The sequence below is a fragment of the Massilia sp. WG5 genome (assembly GCF_001412595.2).
GTDB lineage: Bacteria > Pseudomonadota > Gammaproteobacteria > Burkholderiales > Burkholderiaceae_D > Telluria.
Window position 1 is genome coordinate 874,673 of record NZ_CP012640.2, and the last position, 18,020, is coordinate 892,692.

The 18,020-nt window shown below is 66.5% G+C and carries 15 protein-coding genes; 8 read left to right on the forward strand and 7 right to left on the reverse strand.

What is annotated here, in order from left to right; all coding sequences use genetic code 11:
• Positions 1 to 12: 12 nt before the first annotated feature.
• Positions 13 to 1,158: a PEP-CTERM sorting domain-containing protein gene (locus AM586_RS03820; protein WP_052233843.1), complete on the reverse strand. Its 1,146-nt coding sequence runs from the start codon at positions 1,156 to 1,158 to the stop codon at positions 13 to 15.
• A gap of 100 nt (positions 1,159 to 1,258) precedes the next feature.
• On the opposite strand from AM586_RS03820, the gene AM586_RS03825 reads away from it, so the two are divergent.
• From AM586_RS03825 to AM586_RS03840, 4 genes are all read left to right on the forward strand, one after another.
• On the forward strand, positions 1,259 to 2,071 hold the full coding sequence (locus AM586_RS03825) for a LysR substrate-binding domain-containing protein (protein WP_082439629.1): 813 nt from the start codon (positions 1,259 to 1,261) through the stop codon (positions 2,069 to 2,071).
• Between the two features lie 253 nt (positions 2,072 to 2,324).
• Positions 2,325 to 3,605, forward strand: a complete 1,281-nt coding sequence (locus AM586_RS03830; RefSeq protein WP_082439862.1) for an MFS transporter — start codon at positions 2,325 to 2,327, stop codon at positions 3,603 to 3,605.
• Positions 3,606 to 3,636: 31 nt separating this feature from the next.
• Positions 3,637 to 4,977 carry a glucarate dehydratase gene (gene gudD, locus AM586_RS03835; protein ID WP_052233841.1) on the forward strand — a complete coding sequence of 447 codons (1,341 nt, stop codon included), beginning with the start codon at positions 3,637 to 3,639 and terminating at the stop codon, positions 4,975 to 4,977.
• A 107-nt stretch (positions 4,978 to 5,084) separates the two neighbouring features.
• Positions 5,085 to 6,683 carry a methyl-accepting chemotaxis protein gene (locus AM586_RS03840; RefSeq protein WP_052233840.1) on the forward strand — a complete coding sequence of 533 codons (1,599 nt, stop codon included), beginning with the start codon at positions 5,085 to 5,087 and terminating at the stop codon, positions 6,681 to 6,683.
• Here AM586_RS03840 and AM586_RS03845 read toward each other — a convergent pair.
• The 3 genes from AM586_RS03845 to AM586_RS03855 all read right to left on the reverse strand — a co-directional run bounded on the left by AM586_RS03845 (position 6,668) and on the right by AM586_RS03855 (position 9,979).
• On the reverse strand, positions 6,668 to 8,005 hold the full coding sequence (locus tag AM586_RS03845; protein ID WP_052233889.1) for an MFS transporter: 1,338 nt from the start codon (positions 8,003 to 8,005) through the stop codon (positions 6,668 to 6,670). The genes AM586_RS03840 and AM586_RS03845 overlap by 16 nt on opposite strands.
• Positions 8,006 to 8,077: 72 nt before the next feature.
• A complete protein-coding gene (locus AM586_RS03850; protein WP_052233839.1) occupies positions 8,078 to 8,866 on the reverse strand; it encodes a substrate-binding domain-containing protein in 789 nt (262 codons plus the stop codon).
• A 24-nt stretch (positions 8,867 to 8,890) separates the two neighbouring features.
• Entirely contained in the window at positions 8,891 to 9,979 is a 1,089-nt protein-coding gene (locus AM586_RS03855; protein ID WP_052233838.1) for a porin, read from the reverse strand.
• An 85-nt stretch (positions 9,980 to 10,064) separates the two neighbouring features.
• Here AM586_RS03855 and AM586_RS03860 point away from each other — a divergent pair, with 85 nt between their 5' ends.
• Both AM586_RS03860 and AM586_RS03865 read left to right on the forward strand, forming a co-directional pair.
• Entirely contained in the window at positions 10,065 to 10,967 is a 903-nt protein-coding gene (locus tag AM586_RS03860; protein ID WP_052233837.1) for a LysR family transcriptional regulator, read from the forward strand.
• Between the two features lie 14 nt (positions 10,968 to 10,981).
• The gene (locus AM586_RS03865) at positions 10,982 to 12,217 is read left to right on the forward strand and encodes a hypothetical protein (protein ID WP_052233836.1); all 1,236 of its coding nucleotides are present in this window, start codon (positions 10,982 to 10,984) and stop codon (positions 12,215 to 12,217) included.
• Between the two features lie 20 nt (positions 12,218 to 12,237).
• Here the strand turns inward: AM586_RS03865 and AM586_RS03870 are convergent, their stop codons facing one another.
• The gene (locus AM586_RS03870; RefSeq protein WP_052233835.1) at positions 12,238 to 12,465 is read right to left on the reverse strand and encodes a hypothetical protein; all 228 of its coding nucleotides are present in this window, start codon (positions 12,463 to 12,465) and stop codon (positions 12,238 to 12,240) included.
• Positions 12,462 to 14,651 carry an OsmC domain/YcaO domain-containing protein gene (locus AM586_RS03875; protein WP_052233834.1) on the reverse strand — a complete coding sequence of 730 codons (2,190 nt, stop codon included), beginning with the start codon at positions 14,649 to 14,651 and terminating at the stop codon, positions 12,462 to 12,464. The genes AM586_RS03870 and AM586_RS03875 overlap by 4 nt, the downstream gene beginning before the upstream one ends.
• A 136-nt stretch (positions 14,652 to 14,787) precedes the next feature.
• Between AM586_RS03875 and AM586_RS03880 the strand changes: the two genes are divergently transcribed.
• Positions 14,788 to 16,176: an ethanolamine ammonia-lyase subunit EutB gene (locus tag AM586_RS03880; protein ID WP_052233833.1), complete on the forward strand. Its 1,389-nt coding sequence runs from the start codon at positions 14,788 to 14,790 to the stop codon at positions 16,174 to 16,176.
• A gap of 10 nt (positions 16,177 to 16,186) precedes the next feature.
• On the forward strand, positions 16,187 to 16,999 hold the full coding sequence (gene eutC / locus AM586_RS03885) for an ethanolamine ammonia-lyase subunit EutC (RefSeq protein WP_052233832.1): 813 nt from the start codon (positions 16,187 to 16,189) through the stop codon (positions 16,997 to 16,999).
• A 49-nt stretch (positions 17,000 to 17,048) separates the two neighbouring features.
• Here the strand turns inward: eutC and AM586_RS03890 are convergent, their stop codons facing one another.
• Positions 17,049 to 17,993 carry a LysR family transcriptional regulator gene (locus tag AM586_RS03890; protein ID WP_052233831.1) on the reverse strand — a complete coding sequence of 315 codons (945 nt, stop codon included), beginning with the start codon at positions 17,991 to 17,993 and terminating at the stop codon, positions 17,049 to 17,051.
• Positions 17,994 to 18,020 lie beyond the last annotated feature (27 nt).

Consider the following 18,020-nt stretch of genomic DNA (forward strand, 5'->3'; position numbering starts at 1 on the left):
ACCAGTCTCCAACTATCTTCCTCCAAAAGATAGCTCTTTGCCCGCCTCCCGGCGGGCTTTTTTTGGGCTGTGCCGCAGCGCGCGCCAAAGCCCGCCTGCCGCCAGCCCGGCCAGCAACATCGGCAGGCTGTTCGGCTCGGGCACCGGCGGCGCGCCAATCGGGTCCAGCAGCACGGGCCGGCACAGGTCCTTCGTGCGGCAGGCGTAGCCGAAGATCTGCTGCGCGTCGTTGATGCCGATGGCCACGGCGACGGTCCAGCCCAGCGCGGGATCGAGCAGCGCGTTTATGTCGAGCAGCTTCCCATCCGTGTACAGGAAGCCGTGCCTGGAATCGATGTCGTCGCTGAAGGTCGAGTAGCCGACCACTTGCCCGAGATTGTTGATGTCCCAGGCCCCGGTGTAGCGTCCGCCGAAATCGCCGAGCATGTTCACGACGCCGTTCGTGTAGAGGAACGAGTGGGCGACCTCGGCGGCGTCCACGATGGCGCCGATGATCTGGTCATGGTCATTGATGCCCTCGGCCACGCTGCGCACGCCGCCCAGATCGCCGAGATCGGTCATCACGCCGTCCCGATAGAAAAAAGCGTGCCGCTGCGACTCGTCGCCGCCGAGGTTCGAGGCGCCCACCACATGCCCTGCCTGGTTGATGCCGCTGCCATACGAGAAATTGCCGCCCAAGGTGCCCAGGTCGCGCATTCCGCGATCGTCGGCCAACATGGCGTGGGTCTGCCCGGTGCCGGTGGTCGCCGATCCGGTCACCTGCCCGGCGTTGTTGATGCCGAGCCCAATGCTGGAACTGCCACCGGGAAGCGTGCCGAGGTCGCGCATCGTGCCCTTGGCGTAGACGAAAGCGTGACCGGCGCCGGAAGCCGGCGACGCGTCGCCGGTGACCATGCCCCTGTCGTTCAATGCATAGCCAAAGCTGCGCGTGCCGCCCAGGGTGCCGAGATCGCGCACATCGCCGTTCGTGTAGAGAAAGGCGTGCGAGCCGCCAGGGACCGGCATCACGCCGGTGAGCTGCCCGGCGTTGTTGATGGCGCTGCCGTTGAGCCACTCGGGCAGGATGGTGATGGTGTACAAGGGCCCGGCTTTTGCCGAGAGCGGACTTCCCATGAGCACGGCCAGGAATGGGATGGCGAACCAGGTGCGCAGGTGCATGGCGGTCTCCCGATAAAACCTGCCTGCCATTTTCTTCTCATCGCCGGTGGACCGCCAGCGCTTTCTTTTACCCCCTGGCTGTGCCTTTATAATTTCCGACATGTTCGAGCTTACCCAACTTCGTTGTTTCGTCGCCGTGGCCGAGGAACTGAATTTCAGCCGGGCCGCGGAGCGCCTCGGCATGACGCAGCCGCCGCTGAGCCGCCAGATCCGGCTGCTCGAGCATCACGTCGGCGCCCAACTGCTCGAGCGGAACAGCCGTATGGTCCGCCTGACCAGCGCCGGCAAGTCGTTCTTCAACGAGGCAACGCGCATCCTGCGCATATCGGAAGAAGCGGCGTTCTCGGCGCGCCGCGCCGCCAAGGGCGAACAGGGAACGCTGGCGATCGGCTTCACCTCGGCGTCGGGCTACAGCCTGCTGCCGGAAGTCGTGCAGCGCCTGCGCGAGCGCTCGCCGGGCATCTCGCTGACCCTCAAGGAGCTGGTCAGCACGGCGCAGGTCGAGGCCCTGAACGCCGGGGAGCTCGACCTGGGCCTGATGCGCCCGCATACCGTGAACGGCGAACTCGAAAGCGTGCTGCTGGCGACCGAATCGCTGATGCTGGCGATCCGCGAACGCGACGCCGGCCAGTGGCCGCTCGAGCCCAGCTTCCAGGACCTGCACGGCAAGCCCTTCATCATGTATTCGCCTTACGAAGCGCGTCCCTTCTACCAGATGCTGAGCGAGCGCTTCGCCAGTGCCGGCGTGGCGCCGGAGTTCGTCGAACACATCGGCCAGGTCCACACCATGCTGGCCCTGGTGCGCGCGGGCGTCGGCGTGGCGCTGATCGCCGAAGGCGCGGCGCGGCTGAAATTCGACGGCATCGTGATGCGCAAGATCCCGACCGCGCCGGTGCAGATGGTGTGCGCCTAGCGGCGCGACAACGACAATCCCGTGCTGGACCTGTTCAAGCGCGAGATCATGCCCGGCTTCCACCCTGCCGATCCATTCAATTATTGAATAGGCCGCGTCACTCTTTGGTTTGGTTATGAATCGCTGACGACATATGATTTGTCGAGCAATTCAACAACCATAATCACAGGAGACCCTTGTGGAACAAGCACAAGCCATCAGGACCGCGGCAGCGGCCAAAGTCCAGACCCGCACCCGCTGGACGATCCTCGCCATGCTGTTCGTGATCACCACCATCAACTACGCCGACCGCGCCACGATCTCGATCGCCGCCCCGGGCATCAAGAAGGAACTCGGCCTCGACGCCATCCAGATGGGCTTCGTGTTCTCGGCCTTCGCCTGGTCCTATGTGCTGGCCCAGCTGCCGGGCGGCTGGCTGCTCGACCGCTTCGGTTCGAAGATCACCTACTTCTTCAGCATCTTCCTGTGGTCGGTCTTCACCATGCTGACCGGGACCGCCGGCTTCTTCGCCGGCGGCGCCGCGGTGTTCATGCTGTTCGCGCTGCGCCTGCTGGTCGGCGCCGCCGAAGCGCCCTCCTTCCCCGGCAACAGCCGCATCGCATCAAGCTGGTTCCCGACCAACGAGCGCGGCCTGGCCGCCGCCATCTTCAACTCGGCCCAGTACTTCGCCACCGTGCTGTTCGCGCCGATCATGGGCTGGCTGGTCCACTCCTACGGCTGGCACAGCGTGTTCTTCGTGATGGGCGGCCTGGGCATCGTGATGGCCTTCGTGTGGCTCAAGGTCATCTACGGCCCGAAGGACCACCCCTCGGTCAGCCAGAGCGAACTGAAATACATCCAGGACGGCGGCGCCCTGGTCGACCTCGACGGCGCCTCGAAGGCCCCGGCGCAGGTCAACACCTTCGCCGCCATCAAGGAACTGCTGGGCAACCGCATGCTGCTGGGCGTGTACATCGGCCAGTACGCCATCACCACGCTCACCTACTTCTTCCTGACCTGGTTCCCGGTCTACCTGGTGCAGGAGCGCCACATGACGATCCTGAAGGCCGGCTTCGTGGCGTCGGTGCCGGCGATCGCGGGCTTCCTCGGCGGCGTCGCCGGCGGCTGGCTGTCGGACCGCCTGGCCAAGCGCGGCTACTCGCTGTCGGTGTCGCGCAAGGTGCCGATCGTGCTGGGCATGCTGATGTCGATGAGCATGATCGCCTGTAACTACATCGAGACCGACATGCTGGTCGTGGCCGTGATGTCGCTGGCCTTCTTCGGCAAGGGCGTCGGCGCGCTGGGCTGGGCGGTGGTGTCGGACACCTCGCCGAAGGAAGCCGGCGGCCTGTCGGGCGCCTTGTTCAACACCTTCGGCAACACCGCCGGCATCACCACCCCGATCGTCATCGGCTACATCGTGCAGGCCACCGGCTCCTTCTCCGGCGCGCTGGTCTTCGTCGGCGCCAACGCGGCCCTGGCGATCGCCTGCTACCTGTTCATCGTCGGCGACATCAAGCGCTTCAGCCTCTCCAAATCGCTGATCGCGAAGTAAAGCAATCCTCATAGCTATCAAGGAAGTACACATGACACCCTACGTATCCGGCGCTCCCGTCGTCACCGCGCTGCGCGTCGTTCCCGTGGCTGGCCGGGACAGCATGCTGCTGAACCTCTCCGGCGCCCACGGCCCCTGGTTCACCCGCAATATCGTGATCCTCAAGGACAGCGCCGGCAATACCGGCCTGGGCGAAGTGCCGGGCGGCGAGAAGATCCGCCAGACCATCGAGGACGCCAAGCCGCTCATCGTCGGCAAGACGCTGGGCGAGTACAACAACATCCTGAATGCGATGCGCCGGACCTTCGCCGACCGCGATGCGGGCGGGCGCGGCAACCAGACCTTCGATTTGCGCACCACCATCCACGCCGTCACCGCGGTGGAGTCGGCCCTGCTCGACCTGCTGGGCCAGTTCATGAACGTGCCGGTCGCCGCCCTGCTGGGCGAAGGCCAGCAACGCGACGCCGTCGAGATGCTGGGCTACCTGTTCTACGTGGGCGACCGCAGGAAGACCGATCTGGACTACCGCAGCGAGCCGGACGCCGGCAGCAGCTGGTTCCGCCTGCGCAACGAAGAAGCGCTCACGCCCGAGGCCGTGGTGCGCCTGTGCGAAGCGGCGCGCGAGCGCTACGGCTTCAACGACTTCAAGCTGAAGGGCGGCGTGCTGAGTGCGGACGAAGAGATGGAAGCCATTGTCGCGATGCACGAGCGCTTCCCGGACGCGCGCATCACGCTGGACCCGAACGGCGCCTGGTCGCTGAAGGACGCGATCCGCGTGTGCCGCGACAAGCACGGCGTGCTGGCCTATGCCGAAGACCCCTGCGGCGCGGAGAACGGCTTCTCGGGCCGTGAAGTGATGGCCGAGTTCCGCCGCGCCACCGGCCTGCCGACCGCGACCAACATGATCGCCACCGACTGGCGCCAGATGGCGCACTCGATCCAGCTGCAGTCGGTCGACATCCCGCTGGCCGACCCGCACTTCTGGACCATGCAGGGTTCGGTGCGCGTGGCCCAGCTGTGCGAGATGTTCGGCCTGACCTGGGGCTCGCATTCGAACAACCACTTCGACATCTCGCTGGCGATGTTCACCCACGTCGTCGCCGCCGCGCCCGGCAAGGTCACCGCGATCGACACCCACTGGATCTGGCAGGACGGCCAGCGCCTGACGAAGGAGCCGATGAAGATCGAGGGCGGCAAGATCCGCATTCCGTCGAGGCCGGGCCTGGGTATCGAGATCGACGAGGCCGAGCTGGAAAAGGCGCACCAGGCGTATAAAAACATGGGCCTCGGCGCCCGCGACGACGCCGCCGCGATGCAGTTCCTTATCCCGAACTGGACCTTCGATAACAAGAAGCCCTGCCTGGTGCGCTGAACCGGCCGCCCGACTTCCCGCGCTATGCCTGCCACGGCGTCTTCGCAGCCTGCGAAGACGCCGTACTCACATCTCCTCCGCAATCCCTCAATGTTTTTCCGCATCCAATGAAGAAGCTCACCGTCCGGTTCAGCCTCATGGCGACCCTCGCCCTGTTTTCCGTCATGCTCCTGCTGGGCGCGTTCGCCGGCATCGTCACGCTGCAGCGCGCCGACCAGGCGATGTCGCTGATGCATCGCCTCGGCGCCGAAACGCAGGCCATCAACGACGTCTACAAGGACACCACCCGCACGCGCTCGGCCATGATCCGCGCCTATGCCGAGGCCAAGGAACAGGGCAAGCCGACCTCCACGAGCACGGCGATCGACAGCGCGCTGGCCAGCCACACCCGCTCGACCAGGGCTTTACAGGCCTTCATCGCGGGCGAGCCGGCCGGCGCGACCGGGCTGCAGCTGCGCAAGGACCTGGGCGAGGCCGCCCTGCGCCTGACCGGATCGCTGGACCAGGCCATCGCGGCCCTGAAATCGGACGACACCGCGGCCTATGCCGAGATCAACGCCAGACAATTGACGCCCGAGGGCGCGGCCTTCTCCACCCTGCTGGACAAGTTCCAGAAGCGCCAGACGGCGCTCGCCGAGGGCCTGGTGGCGCAACGCCGCGCCGAGTACGGCCTGGTCCTGTGGCTGGTCGGCGCCGGCATGCTGGTGTCGCTCGCCCTGGTGCTGGGCGCCCACCTGTTCCTGAAGCGCGCCGTCATCGCGCCGCTGGAAGACGCGGTGGAACTGCTGGGCCGGGTGGCGCGCGGCGACCTGACGGCGGACGTGGGTGTCCGCGGCGAGAATGAAATCGGCCGACTGATGCGCAGTATCGCGCAGATGCAGCAGAGCCTGGCCGCCATCGTGTCCAGCGTGCGCAGCAGCGCGCAATCGATCGGGACCACGGCGCGCGAAGTCGCCGACGGCAACGCCGACCTGTCGGCCCGGACCGAAAGCCAGGCCAGCGCGCTGCAGCAGTCCGCCGCGTCCATGGAAGAACTCACCGGCACAGTCCTGCAAACGGCCGGGAACACGCTGCAAGCCAGGGCGCTGGTGGAAGCGGCATCGGAAGCCGCCACCGCGAGCGGCGCCTTCATGCGCCAGATGATCGAGACGATGGGCGCCATCGACGCCTCGTCGCACAAGGTCGCCGACATCATCGAGGTCATCGACGGCATCGCATTCCAGACCAATATCCTGGCCTTGAATGCGGCGGTGGAAGCGGCCCGCGCCGGCGAGCAGGGCCGCGGCTTTGCGGTGGTGGCGGCGGAGGTGCGCACCCTCGCCCATCGCAGCGCCGGCGCGGCCAAGGAAATCAAGCGCCTGATCGATGCCTCGGCCGAGAAGATCGCCTCCGGCGGCCAGCTGGCCAGGGAAGCCGGCAAGTCGACGGGCCACATGGTCGAACGCGTGCACCAGGTCGCCGGCATCGTGGTCGGGATCGCCGACGCCAGCCGCGAGCAGAGCACGGGGATCGCCGAGGTGAACCGGGCGATCTCGCAGATGGACGAGGCGACCCAGCGCAACGCGGCGCTGGTGGAACAGTCGGCCGCCGCCACCGAGGCGATGCAGGCGGAAGCCGATCAGCTGCTGGACGCGGTGAGCGTGTTCAGCCTGGCGGCCCGGCACGGCCGCGACCAGCTGCGGCTGCCCTATCAGCGCGTTGCCTGAGGAGCGGCCACGACCCGCTCCTTGATGATGCCGCGGTACACGAGGAAGGTGGCGATCAGGCTGATGGCGCCGGCGGCCGCCATCCAGAAGCCCGGGGCCGCCTTGTCGCCGGTGGCTTCGATCAGCCAGGTCGACACCAGCGGCGTCATGCCGCCGAACAGCGCCGTCGCCAGGCTGTAGGCCAGCGAGAAGCCGGTGGTGCGCACCTGGACCGGGATGATCTCGGTGAGCGCGACGATGCAGGCGCCGTTGTAGCTGCCGTACAGGAAGGACAGCCAAAGTTCGATCATCACCATGTTGCCGAAGCTCGGGTTGGCGATCAGCCAGGACAGCGCCGGATAGGCGGTGAGCGCCGCCAGCGCCGAGCAGACCGCCATCACCGGCCAGCGTCCGATGCGGTCCGAGAGCGCGCCCATGACCGGCAGCCAGATGAAATTCGAGACCCCGACGCACAGCGTCACCAGCAGGCTCTCGCCGGTGCTCAGCTTGAGCACGCTCTTGCCGAAGGTCGGCGTGTACACCGTGATCAGGTAGAAGGCGACGGTGGTCATCACCACCAGCATGGTGCCGACCGTGACCAGCGGCCAGTTCAGCGCCATGGTGCGCATCATCTGGCGGAAGGTCGGATGGCTTTTCCGCGCCAGGAAGGCCTCGGTCTCCTGCAGCGAACGGCGGATATAGAACACTACCGGGATGATCGAGCAGCCGATGAAGAAGGGAATGCGCCAGCCCCAGTCCGCAATCGCATCCTTGGGCAAGGCGTTATTCAGGCCGTAGCCCAGCGCCGCGGCGAATATGACCGCGACCTGCTGGCTTGCCGACTGCCAGCTGACGTAGAAGCCCTTGTTGCCCGGGATCGCCATCTCCGACAGGTAAACCGAGACGCCGCCCAGTTCCACGCCCGCGGAAAAGCCCTGCAGCAGGCGCCCGACCAGCACCAGCAGCGGCGCCATCAGGCCAATCGTGGCGTAGCCGGGGACGAAGGCGATCAGCGCCGTGCCCGAGGCCATGATCCCGAGCGTCAGCACGAGGCCCTTGCGGCGGCCGATGCGGTCGATGTAGCTGCCCAGGAAGATCGCGCCCAGCGGACGCATGAAGAATCCGGCGCCGAAGGTGGCGAAGGTCATCATCAGCGCGGCGTATTCGCTCGTCGCCGGGAAGAAGGCCTTGGCGATCTGGTGAGCGTAGAAGCCGAACAGGAAGAAATCGTACATCTCGATGAAGTTCCCGCTCGTCACCCGGATGACGGCGCCGAGCTTCGACGGCGCGCGCGCCGGCGCGGATCCGGAATCGGATGTGGATGCCGCGGCGGCGGGCGCCATCTGGTGGACCTTGGCGGTGGATTGGCTGGACATGATGACCTCTCAGGTAAATCTCAGGTAAATCTCGGTAAATCAGTGGGTGGCCGTCACCGGCTCCAGGCCGGTGGCCTCGATCGCGCCCGCGTTGGCGGGCGACGCCAGGTAGCGCAGCAGTTCGCGCGCCGCTTCCGGATGCCTGGCGCCGCGTACCACGGCGCCGGAAAACTCCGTCTTCAGCTGTACTTCCTGCGGCAGCAGGCCGACGATGTCGATGCCTTGCACCGGCTTCAGTTCGCTGCGCTGCTGGCAGCCGAAATCGGCGTCGCCGTGGGCGACGATCTCGCCGACCGGCGTGGCCGGGATCTGCGCCGCCTTGCCTTCCATCTGCTGCCGGATGCCGAGCTTGTCCAGCAGCTGGTGCTTGATGTACTCGCCGCTCGCGCTGTCGGAATACGCCACTTTCTGCGCATGCAGGAAGGCGCTGCGCAGGCCGTCGACGGTGCCGATGTCCGGCTTCGCGCTGCCATGCCGGACCGCGCAGGCGATCGGCGAGTTGGCGAGGATGACCTTGCTGCCGGGTTCGAGCTTGCCCTCGGCCATCAGCTTGTCCAGCGCGTCGCCGACCATGATGACGACGTCGATCGGCTCGCCGCGCGCCAGGCGCGCCGGGATCGCGTTCTTGGTCATGCCCATCGACGGGCCCCATTCGGACACCAGGTGGTTGCCGCTCGTATGCTCATAGGGACCGGCCAGGTCCTTGTAGGCCTGGGCGAAGCCGCCCGAGCTGACGACGCGCAGGTCGGTGGCGTGGGCTGCGGCGCCGGCCAGCGCCAGCGCGCCGATTGCCGCCATGGCTGCGTGTTTGAAGGAAGGTGCTTGCATCGTGTTCTCCTTTGTCTTTGGTCTTTAGAATTTTTCCATCAGGCCGAGCGTCAGGCCCGAGCCGTGCCGGTCGTTGGGGCGCGACGCCGTCAGCCCGGCGGCGTCGCCGCGCCAGGTGGTGTAGTCGGCTTCCGCATAGGCGGTGGTGCGCGGCGCCAGCGTCTTTTCGATGAACAGGAAGGCGCGGTCGAAGCCGTCGTCGCCGAAGCCGGTCGCTTCGCGCCGGACACTGTACAAGGCCGTGGTGACCAGGACGTCGGACCAGGCCTTGCGGCTCACGCCGGCGGACAGCACGCGCTGGTGCACGGTCTTGTTCGGCCCGGTGTCGGCCACGTTGCGGGCGATGTTGGCCTTCAACTGCCAGGCCGCGAGCCGCAGCGCGGCGCCGAGCGTCCAGGCGTCGAGCGGCAAGCCCTCGCGGCTGCGGAACTGCATGGTGGCGCCGGAGACGGCCCAGTCAGGGCGCCGGTAGGCCAGCGCCACGCCGTGACTCGACGAGGCCGCCGCGTCGCCCGGCACTTCGCCGAAGGAATACGCGGCGCGCGCCTGCCAGGGGCCGGCTTCGGTGCTCAGCTTGACGGTGTTGTCGAGGCGGTAGAAATTGTCGGCGTAGCCGCTGGGACCGTATTCGCGGCCGAAGGCGTGCGTGCCGAAGGCGGTATTGCTCAGGCCCGCCACGTTGATGTTCGGGTTGAAGCTGGCGTAACGCTTGCCGAGCGGGTCGACCGGGACCAGGGCATCGGACAGCAGGTTCGCCTGGCGCCCCACCGCCAGCGTGCCGTAGGCGTTGGCAAGGCCGACCAGGGCCTGGCGGTCGAACAGACGGTCCTTCTTGGCCGAGGCGCCGGTGTCGGCGTTGATGCCGCCTTCGAGCCGGAACAGCGCTTTCCAGCCGCCGCCCAGCGACTCCTGGCCCTTGATGCCCCAGCGGCTGGTGTTGTCGATGCCGCTGTTCACGGCGGCCGCATGGTCGGACGAGGGGGTATTGTTGGGGCTCAGGCCCGTGGTGATGCGCAGGCCGGCATCGACGATGCCGTACAGGTCGACGCTGCTCTGGGCAAGGCAGCTTCCGCTCGCGATGAGCGAGGCCGCAAGGACGCTTAATTGGCGCACATTGTCTCCTTTGGTTTTTTATGCGCCAATCATCGGTCAAATTGTATAATCTGAGAATTGCAATTTTTCCGCCGATTATTGCGTCATGCGCATCAATTACGACATTCATGACTTGCAGGCATTTGTCGCGGTCGCCGAACGCGGCAGCTTCCGCCAGGCAGCCAACGACCTGTTCCTGTCGCAGTCCGCGCTCAGCCGGCGGGTCGAGAAGCTGGAGGAAGCCCTGGGCGTGAAGCTGTTCGAGCGCACCACCCGCCGCGTCCAGTTGACCAACGTCGGCCAGACCTTCCTGGTGAACGTGCGTACGGCGCTCGACGGCCTGGAGGACGCGGTGCTGGGCGTGGCCGATCTGGCCGCGCACCGTACCGGCTCCGTCACGCTCGCCTGCGTGCCCTCCGCCGTCTGGCATTTCCTGCCGGACGTGCTGACGCGCTTCAGCGCGCGCTTCCCGCGCATCCGCGTGCGCGTGCATGACGAGAGCGCGCAGGACGTGCTGAACCTGGTGCTGGCCGGCGAAGCGGACTTCGGGATCAACTTCACGGGCGCGGAAAACCCGGAGATCGAGTTCCAGCCGATCTACGTGGAGAACTATGTGATGGCGATGCGGCGCGACCACCCGCTGGCGAAGCGCAAGTCGCTGAGCTGGAAGGAGACGGTCGAGGAACGGTATATCTCGGTCGCCAAGTCGAGCGGCAACCGCAGCGTGATCGACGCCGCCCTGGCCGGGGTCGAGAAGCACCCCCTCATCCTGTGCGAGGTCAACCACGTCTCCGGCGTGCTGGCCCTGGTCGATGCGGGCATGGGCGTGGCCGCGGTACCCGGCCTGTCGGTGCTGCCCGGCGGCCCGGACGGCATCGTCGGCGTGCCGCTGGTGAACCCGGAAATCAAGCGCACGCTCGGACTGATCAGCAAGCGCGGGCACAGCATGCCGCCCGCCGCGCGCACGCTGTTCGAGATGCTGGCGGAAGCGCTGTTGAAGCGGGCTTAGAAAGGAGTAATACAGTGAAGTACCTTGGACAGGCGAGCATCACCAGGCTCGCGCTTGCCAGTACGTGTCTGGTGTTATCGACCCCGGCCGTCTCGGCGGAAGACGGGCCGCAAGCGACCGTCAGCAGCTTCAAGTTGGATGGCGCAGTGCGATTCTGGCTCGAGTCGCTCAGCTGGAACGACCAGCGCAAGGGCGCGTTCGAATTCGACACCGCCCGCCTCGGCTTCAAATACGACGACGGCCGCCTGCTTGCCGCGGGACGCGAGCGCTACTACCACTACACGAGCCGCCAGACCGGCGCCGACAAGGGCGCCGACATGCTGTTCAACGAATACCTGTGGGCGGGCTACCGCTTCGCCGACAAGAGCGAGTTGCACCTCGGACAGGATCGCATGTCCTTCGGTCTGCTGCCCTACGCCTCGCATAATTTCTTCTTCTCGATGGCGTATTACGCCGGCTATGAAGACACCTACGCCACGGGCGTCGGTTACACGCGCAAGGACGGCGGCCTGAGCACGAGCCTGGCCTTTTATCCGTCGGACGGCCGCCATCTGCTGTCGTGGGCCTCGGATACCACGGTGCTGGACGGTCTCGATTCCGTCCGCTACAGCAACCATCTGATGCGTAGCTACGGCCGGGAGGAGAAGGATACGGCGGTCGCCCGCCTTGCCTATGCCTTGCCGCTGGCGGGCGGCAAGGCCGAAATCGGCGCGTCCCTGCTGCGCGGACGCCTGGCCGCGGCCAATCCGGCACTGGCCAGCGGCGTGCGCGATGCCGGGGCCCTGCACTTCTCGGGAGAATTCGGCAGGCTCGGGCTGCAGCTGGAAACGATCCGGTACCGGAACAAATTCGCCGGCAATGGCTCGGCCGCGGGCGCCTGGTCGGGCGCCTGCGACAATGACTGCGTCATCATCGGCGCCTTCGGCTTCACGAACCGCCTGGCAGCCAGGGGAAATATCGACATCGCCAACCTGAGCTACAAGATTCCCGGCTCGCTCGGCCCCTTCACCGATTTCGTGCTCTATAACGACTGGAGCCGCCTGCGCAAATCCGCTGCCGGCTACGCCGACAGCTACCAGAACGTGACCGGCCTGCAGCTCGTTTCAGGAAAATGGGTGGTCCTGCTCGACCTTGCACGCGGCACGAATCAGCCCTACCTGTCGCCGGTTTTCGGCGATGCGCTGGCGGCCGGCGGCGGCGCCAGATCGTCGGGGCGCCGTTTCGATATCACCTTCGGCTACTATTTCTAGGCGATGCGCTGGCCGATGCGCTAGCCGAGCCGCTTGAGGCGCTGGCCGAGGATGCCCCAGCGGCATTCGACGCCGTCGACGCTGCCGCACAGCGCCCAGCCGGTGCCGATCTTCTCGACCGTGACCGGGCTTTCGATTTCGCGCGCCAGCTTCTCGGCCCAGACGCTGGCCGCGCCGCGGCCCTTGAACAGTTCATTGCCTTCGTAGATGACCGTGGCGTCGAACACGGGGGTGGCGAAAATCGTCATTGCTTGGCCCTTGCCTTGTGTAGTTTCTTGTAGCTGTCCATCAGGCGATGATGCCTGTCGAGGCCTTCGAGTTTCATGCTGGTCGGCGTCAGGCCGTGGAAGCGGACGCTGCCGTCCACCGATCCCAGCACCGCATCCATGCGCGGATTGCCGAACATGCGGCGGAAATTCGGCTCGTAATCGCTCAGTTCCATCTCGTCGTCGAGCACCACTTCCAGCACCGCGCTCAAGGCCTGGTAGAACAGGCGGCGCTCGACGGTGTTGTCGTTGTACTGCAGGAAGGCGCCGACCAGTTCCTGCGTTTCCTCGAACTGCTGCAGCGCGAGATTGATCAGCAGCCGCAGTTCGAGCACGGTCAACTGGCCCCAGTCGGTGTTCTCGTCGAACTCGATGCCGATCAGGCTGGCGATGTCGCCGTATTCGTCCAGCTCATTGTTTTCCAGGCGCTCCAGCAATGCGGCCAGGGCGTCGTCGTCGAGGCGGTGCAGGTTCAGAATGTCTTCGCGGAACAGCAGCGACTTGTTGGTGTTATCCCAGACCAGGTCTTCGACCGGATACACCTCCGAATAACCCGGCACCAGGATGCGGCAGGCCGTGGCGCCCAGCTCGTCGTACACGGCCATGTACACTTCCTTGCCCATGTCTTCGAGAATGCCGAGCAGGCTTGCCGCTTCCTCCGCGTTCGCGTTCTCGCCCTGCGCGCTGAAATCCCACTCGACGAAATCGTAGTCGGATTTCGCGCTGAAGAAGCGCCACGACACCACGCCGCTGGAATCGATGAAGTGCTCGACGAAGTTGTACGGCTCGGTCACGGCTTCGCTGGCGAAGGTCGGCGGCGGCAGGTCGTTCAGGCCTTCGAAGCTGCGGCCCTGCAGCAGCTCCGTCAGGCTGCGCTCCAGCGCCACCTCGAAGCTCGGATGGGCGCCGAAGGACGCGAACACGCCGCCGGTGCGCGGATTCATCAGGGTCACGCACATCACCGGATACTGCCCGCCCAGCGAGGCGTCCTTGACCAGCACCGGGAAACCCTGCTCTTCCAGGGCCTGGATGCCGGCCACGATGCCCGGGTATTTCGCCAGCACTTCCTGGGGCACGTCGGGCAGCGCCAGCTCGCCTTCCAGGATCTCGCGCTTGACGGCCCGCTCGAAGATCTCGGACAGGCACTGCACCTGGGCTTCGGCCAGCGTATTCCCGGCGCTCATGCCATTGCTGGCGTAGAGGTTTTCGATCAGGTTGGACGGGAAATACACGGTCTCGCCATCCGACTGCCGCACATAGGGCAGCGCGACGATGCCGCGCTCCACGTTGCCCGAGTTGGTGTCATACAGATGCGAGCCGCGCAGTTCGCCCTCGGGGTCGTAGACCGCCAGGCAGTACTCGTCGAGGATCCCGGGCGGCAGCGCATCGCCAGGCCCGGGCTGGAACCAGCGCTCGTCCGGGTAATGCACGAAAGGCGCGTTGGCGATCTCTTCGCCCCAGTAGGCGCCGGCATAGAAGTGGTTATTGCTGATCCGCTCCAGGTACTCTCCCAGCGCCGAGGCCAGCGCGCTTTCCTTGGTCGCGCCCTTGCCGTTCGTGAAACACATCGGCGAATGCGCATCGCGGATATGCAGCGACCACACATTCGGCACGATATTGCGCCACGACGCGATTTCGATCTTGATGCCCAGGTCCGCCAGCAGGCCGGACATGTTCGCGATGGTCTGCTCCAGCGGCAGGTCCTTGCCGGGGATATAGGTGCGCGTGTCGGCGGAGGGCTGCAGGGTCAGCAGGGCCTGCGCATCGGCGTCCAGGTTCTCGACCTCCTCGATCACGAACTCGGGGCCCTGCTGCACCACTTTCTTGACCGTGCAGCGCTCGATCGAGCGCAGGATGCCCTGGCGGTCCTTCTCGGAGATATCCGGCGGCAGCTCGACCTGGATCTTGAAGATCTGCTGGTAGCGGTTTTCGGGGTCGACGATATTGTTCTGCGAGAGGCGGATATTCTCGGTCGTGATATCTCGTGTATTGCAGTACAACTTCACGAAGTAGGCTGCGCACAGCGCCGACGAGGCCAGGAAGTAGTCGAAAGGGCCCGGCGCCGAGCCGTCGCCCTTGTAGCGGATCGGCTGGTCGGCGATGACCGTGAAGTCGTCGAACTTGGCTTCGAGACGCAGCTTGTCGAGAAAGTTGACTTTAATTTCCATCGAAGAAACTCTTGCTTGATTTAAGTAGCCGCTATTATCCGTTGTTTCGGAGGTGCGGCATAGGCCGGCGTCCGCCGCCGAAATGTGGCAGGATTCTCCAACACTTAGCGTTTGTGCAAGCGGAGCGGAACGAGCCATGAGCCAGATCACCCACCTTGTCGGCAGCCGGACCTATACCTTCGCCGGCCTGCGCGACTTGCTGGCGAAGGCCTCGCCGGCGCGCGCGGGCGACTACCTGGCCGGCGTCGCCGCCGGCAGCGCCGAGGAAAGGGTGGCGGCGCAGATGGCCCTGGCCGACCTGCCGCTCACGACTTTCCTGAACGAGTTGGTGGTCCCATACGAGACGGACGAGGTGACGCGCCTGATCGTCGACGGGCTCGATCCCGTGGCTTTCGCGCGGATCCGCCACCTGACCGTCGGCGCCTTCCGCGACTGGCTGCTGGGCGACGACGCCGACGGGCACGCGCTGGCGGCGATCGCCCCCGGCGTCACGCCCGAAATGGCGGCCGCCGTCTCGAAGATCATGCGGATCCAGGACCTGGTGCTGGTCGCAAGCAAGTGCCGCGTGCTCACGCGCTTTCGCAATACCATCGGCCTGCCCGGCACCCTGTCGACGCGGCTGCAGCCCAACCATCCGCTCGACGACGCTTCCGGCATCGCGGCCAGCCTGTTCGACGGCCTGATGTACGGCAGCGGCGACGCCGTCATCGGCATCAATCCGGCCACCGACAACGTAGAACAGGTGATCACGCTGGTCGGGATGCTCGACGAGATCATCGCCCGCTACGCGATTCCGACCCAGTCCTGCGTGCTCACGCATGTGACCAACACCATGGCCGCCATCGAACGGGGGGCGCCGGTGGATCTCGTGTTCCAGTCGATTGCCGGGACCCAGGCCGCGAACGCCAGCTTCGGCATCGACCTGGCGCTGCTGCGCGAAGCGCGCGAGGCCGCCCTGTCGCTGCGCCGCGGCACGCTGGGCGACAACGTGATGTACTTCGAGACCGGCCAGGGCAGCGCGCTGTCGAGCAACGCCAACCACGGCGTCGACCAGCAGACCGTCGAAGCGCGCGCCTACGCGGTGGCGCGCGCCTTCCAGCCGCTGCTGGTGAATTCGGTGGTCGGTTTCATCGGCCCGGAGTACCTGTACGACGGCAAGCAGATCATCCGCGCCGGCCTCGAAGACCATTTCTGCGCCAAGCTGCTCGGCCTGCCGATGGGCGTCGACGTCTGCTACACCAACCACGCCGAGGCCGACCAGGACGACATGGACGTGCTGCTGACGATGCTGGGCGCGGCCGGCTGCACCTACGTGATGGGCGTTCCCGGCGCGGACGACATCATGCTGAACTACCAGACCACATCCTTCCATGACGCCCTGTACGCGCGCCGCGCGCTCGGCCTGACGCCGGCGCCGGAATTCCACGCCTGGCTGCGCGACATGGGAATCTTTACTGGCGACGGGCCGGCCACGCTGGGGCGCTCGGTGCCGGCGGCGTTCCAGCGCGCGCTGCAGCTTCCCTGAAGGAGACGACATGCAGGACCTGGACCCATGGCAGGCCTTGCGGCAGCTCACCGCCGCCCGCATCGGCCTCGGGCACACCGGCATCAGCCAGCCCACCCGCGCCCAGCTCGAATTCCAGCTGGCGCATGCGCGTGCGCGCGATGCCGTGCACGAGACCCTCGATACCGGGACCCTGCATGCGGCCCTGACGGAAGCGCTGGCGCAGGCCTGGCCGGACCAGCCCGCCCCGCTGCTGCTGCACAGCGCGGCGGCGGACCGCCATGTCTACCTGCAGCGGCCCGATCTCGGGCGCCGCCTGAATGCGCCATCGCGCGAGCGCCTCTGCGCCCTGGGCGACGACACGGCGCAGGAAGCGCCCCCTGACCTGGCGCTGGTGGTCGCGGACGGCCTGTCGGCCCTCGCCATCAGCCGGAACGCCGCGCCCTTCCTGCAGGCGCTGGGGATGCGCCTGGACCGGTCGGCATGGCGGCTCGCGCCCCTGGCGATCGTCGAGCAGGGCCGCGTGGCGATCGGCGACGAGATCGGCGAACTGCTGGGCGCGAAGATGGTGGTGGTCCTGATCGGCGAACGGCCGGGCCTGAGCGCGCCCGACAGCATGGGGCTGTACATCAGCTGGGCGCCGCGGGTCGGGCTGACCGACGAGCGCCGCAACTGTATCTCGAACGTCAGGCCGGCGGGCCTGGGCGTCACTGAAGCGGCCGACAAGCTTTGCTGGCTGCTCGGCGAGGCGCGCCGGCTGCAGCTGACCGGCGTCCGGCTCAAGGATGAGACGGGGGCCGGCAGCCCGCCGCTGGCTGCCGAGCGGCGGCCTTTCCTGCTTTGACGATGCCTCTCCCGGTAGACGCCCGGCCGGCAAACCTCAGTCCATCTCCTCAGTACATCTCCACCGCCGCCGCCTTCACCGCACGCAGCAGCAGGTCGGCGCCCGGCGACAGCAGGTGGTCGCGCTGGCGGATGATGCCGAAGGCGTCCATCTTGCAGGGCAGCTCGATGGGCAGGATGCGCATCACGTTCAGGGAGGCGTAGTACTGGGCCACCTCGAGCGGCATCACGTGCAGCGAATCGGTCTGCTGCAGCAGCGCAGTGATGATCAGGAGCGCCGTGGTGTCGACCACGTTGGCCGGCGGCTCCAGTCCCGCCCTGCGGAACATCATGTCGAAACGGTAGCGCAGGATGCTGCCGTGCGGCGGCAGGATCCAGGGCAGCGGCGCGATGTCCTTCAGCGCCAGCGTCCCGCTTGCCTGGAGCAGCGGATGGCCGGGGCGCACGACCGCGCAGGCCGGCTCCTCGGTCAGCTCTTCGTAGATCAGGCCCGTCGTGTCGATAGTGTCGAAGATGCGGCCGATCATGAAGTCGAGGGTGCCGTGCTGGAGCTTGTCGAGCAGGACGTTGCTGGCCTCGAGCTGCACGCCGATGCGCAGCAGGGGCGCCTCTTCCTTGACCCGCGCGATGGCGCGCGGCAGCAGGGCCATCGCCGGCGTCATGATCACGCCCACCTCGACCTGGCCCGTCAGGCCGGCCTTCAGGGTGACGATGTCGTCGTGCGCCAGCGCCAGGCTGGTGAGCGCCATGCGCGCGTGGCGGATCATGGTCTCGCCGTAGATGGTCGGCTCCATGCCGCGCGGCAGGCGCTCGAACAGCTTCACGTCCAGCATCTCCTCCAGGTCCTTGATCTGCTTGGACGCGGCGGGCTGGGTCATGTGCAGCTCGTCGGCCGCACGGTGGATGTTGCGGTAGTCGTCGAGGGCGATCAGCAGCAGGAGTTGGCGCGTCTTCAGGCGCGCCTTGAGGAACCAGTTGGGGTTGGGCGTATCCATCAATACATCATATCATTCTGGATAGCA

Coding starts and splice junctions, on each gene's coding strand:
- eutC (WP_052233832.1), top strand. CDS start 16,187: ATGCAGGACCTGGACCCATGGCAGGCCTTGCGGCAGCTCACCGCCGCC.
- gudD (WP_052233841.1), top strand. CDS start 3,637: ATGACACCCTACGTATCCGGCGCTCCCGTCGTCACCGCGCTGCGCGTC.
- AM586_RS03820 (WP_052233843.1), bottom strand. CDS start 1,158: ATGCACCTGCGCACCTGGTTCGCCATCCCATTCCTGGCCGTGCTCATG.
- AM586_RS03845 (WP_052233889.1), bottom strand. CDS start 8,005: ATGGCGCCCGCCGCCGCGGCATCCACATCCGATTCCGGATCCGCGCCG.
- AM586_RS03825 (WP_082439629.1), top strand. CDS start 1,259: ATGTTCGAGCTTACCCAACTTCGTTGTTTCGTCGCCGTGGCCGAGGAA.
- AM586_RS03890 (WP_052233831.1), bottom strand. CDS start 17,993: ATGGATACGCCCAACCCCAACTGGTTCCTCAAGGCGCGCCTGAAGACG.
- AM586_RS03875 (WP_052233834.1), bottom strand. CDS start 14,651: ATGGAAATTAAAGTCAACTTTCTCGACAAGCTGCGTCTCGAAGCCAAG.
- AM586_RS03830 (WP_082439862.1), top strand. CDS start 2,325: ATGCTGTTCGTGATCACCACCATCAACTACGCCGACCGCGCCACGATC.
- AM586_RS03850 (WP_052233839.1), bottom strand. CDS start 8,866: ATGCAAGCACCTTCCTTCAAACACGCAGCCATGGCGGCAATCGGCGCG.
- AM586_RS03860 (WP_052233837.1), top strand. CDS start 10,065: ATGCGCATCAATTACGACATTCATGACTTGCAGGCATTTGTCGCGGTC.
- AM586_RS03870 (WP_052233835.1), bottom strand. CDS start 12,465: ATGACGATTTTCGCCACCCCCGTGTTCGACGCCACGGTCATCTACGAA.
- AM586_RS03840 (WP_052233840.1), top strand. CDS start 5,085: ATGAAGAAGCTCACCGTCCGGTTCAGCCTCATGGCGACCCTCGCCCTG.
- AM586_RS03880 (WP_052233833.1), top strand. CDS start 14,788: ATGAGCCAGATCACCCACCTTGTCGGCAGCCGGACCTATACCTTCGCC.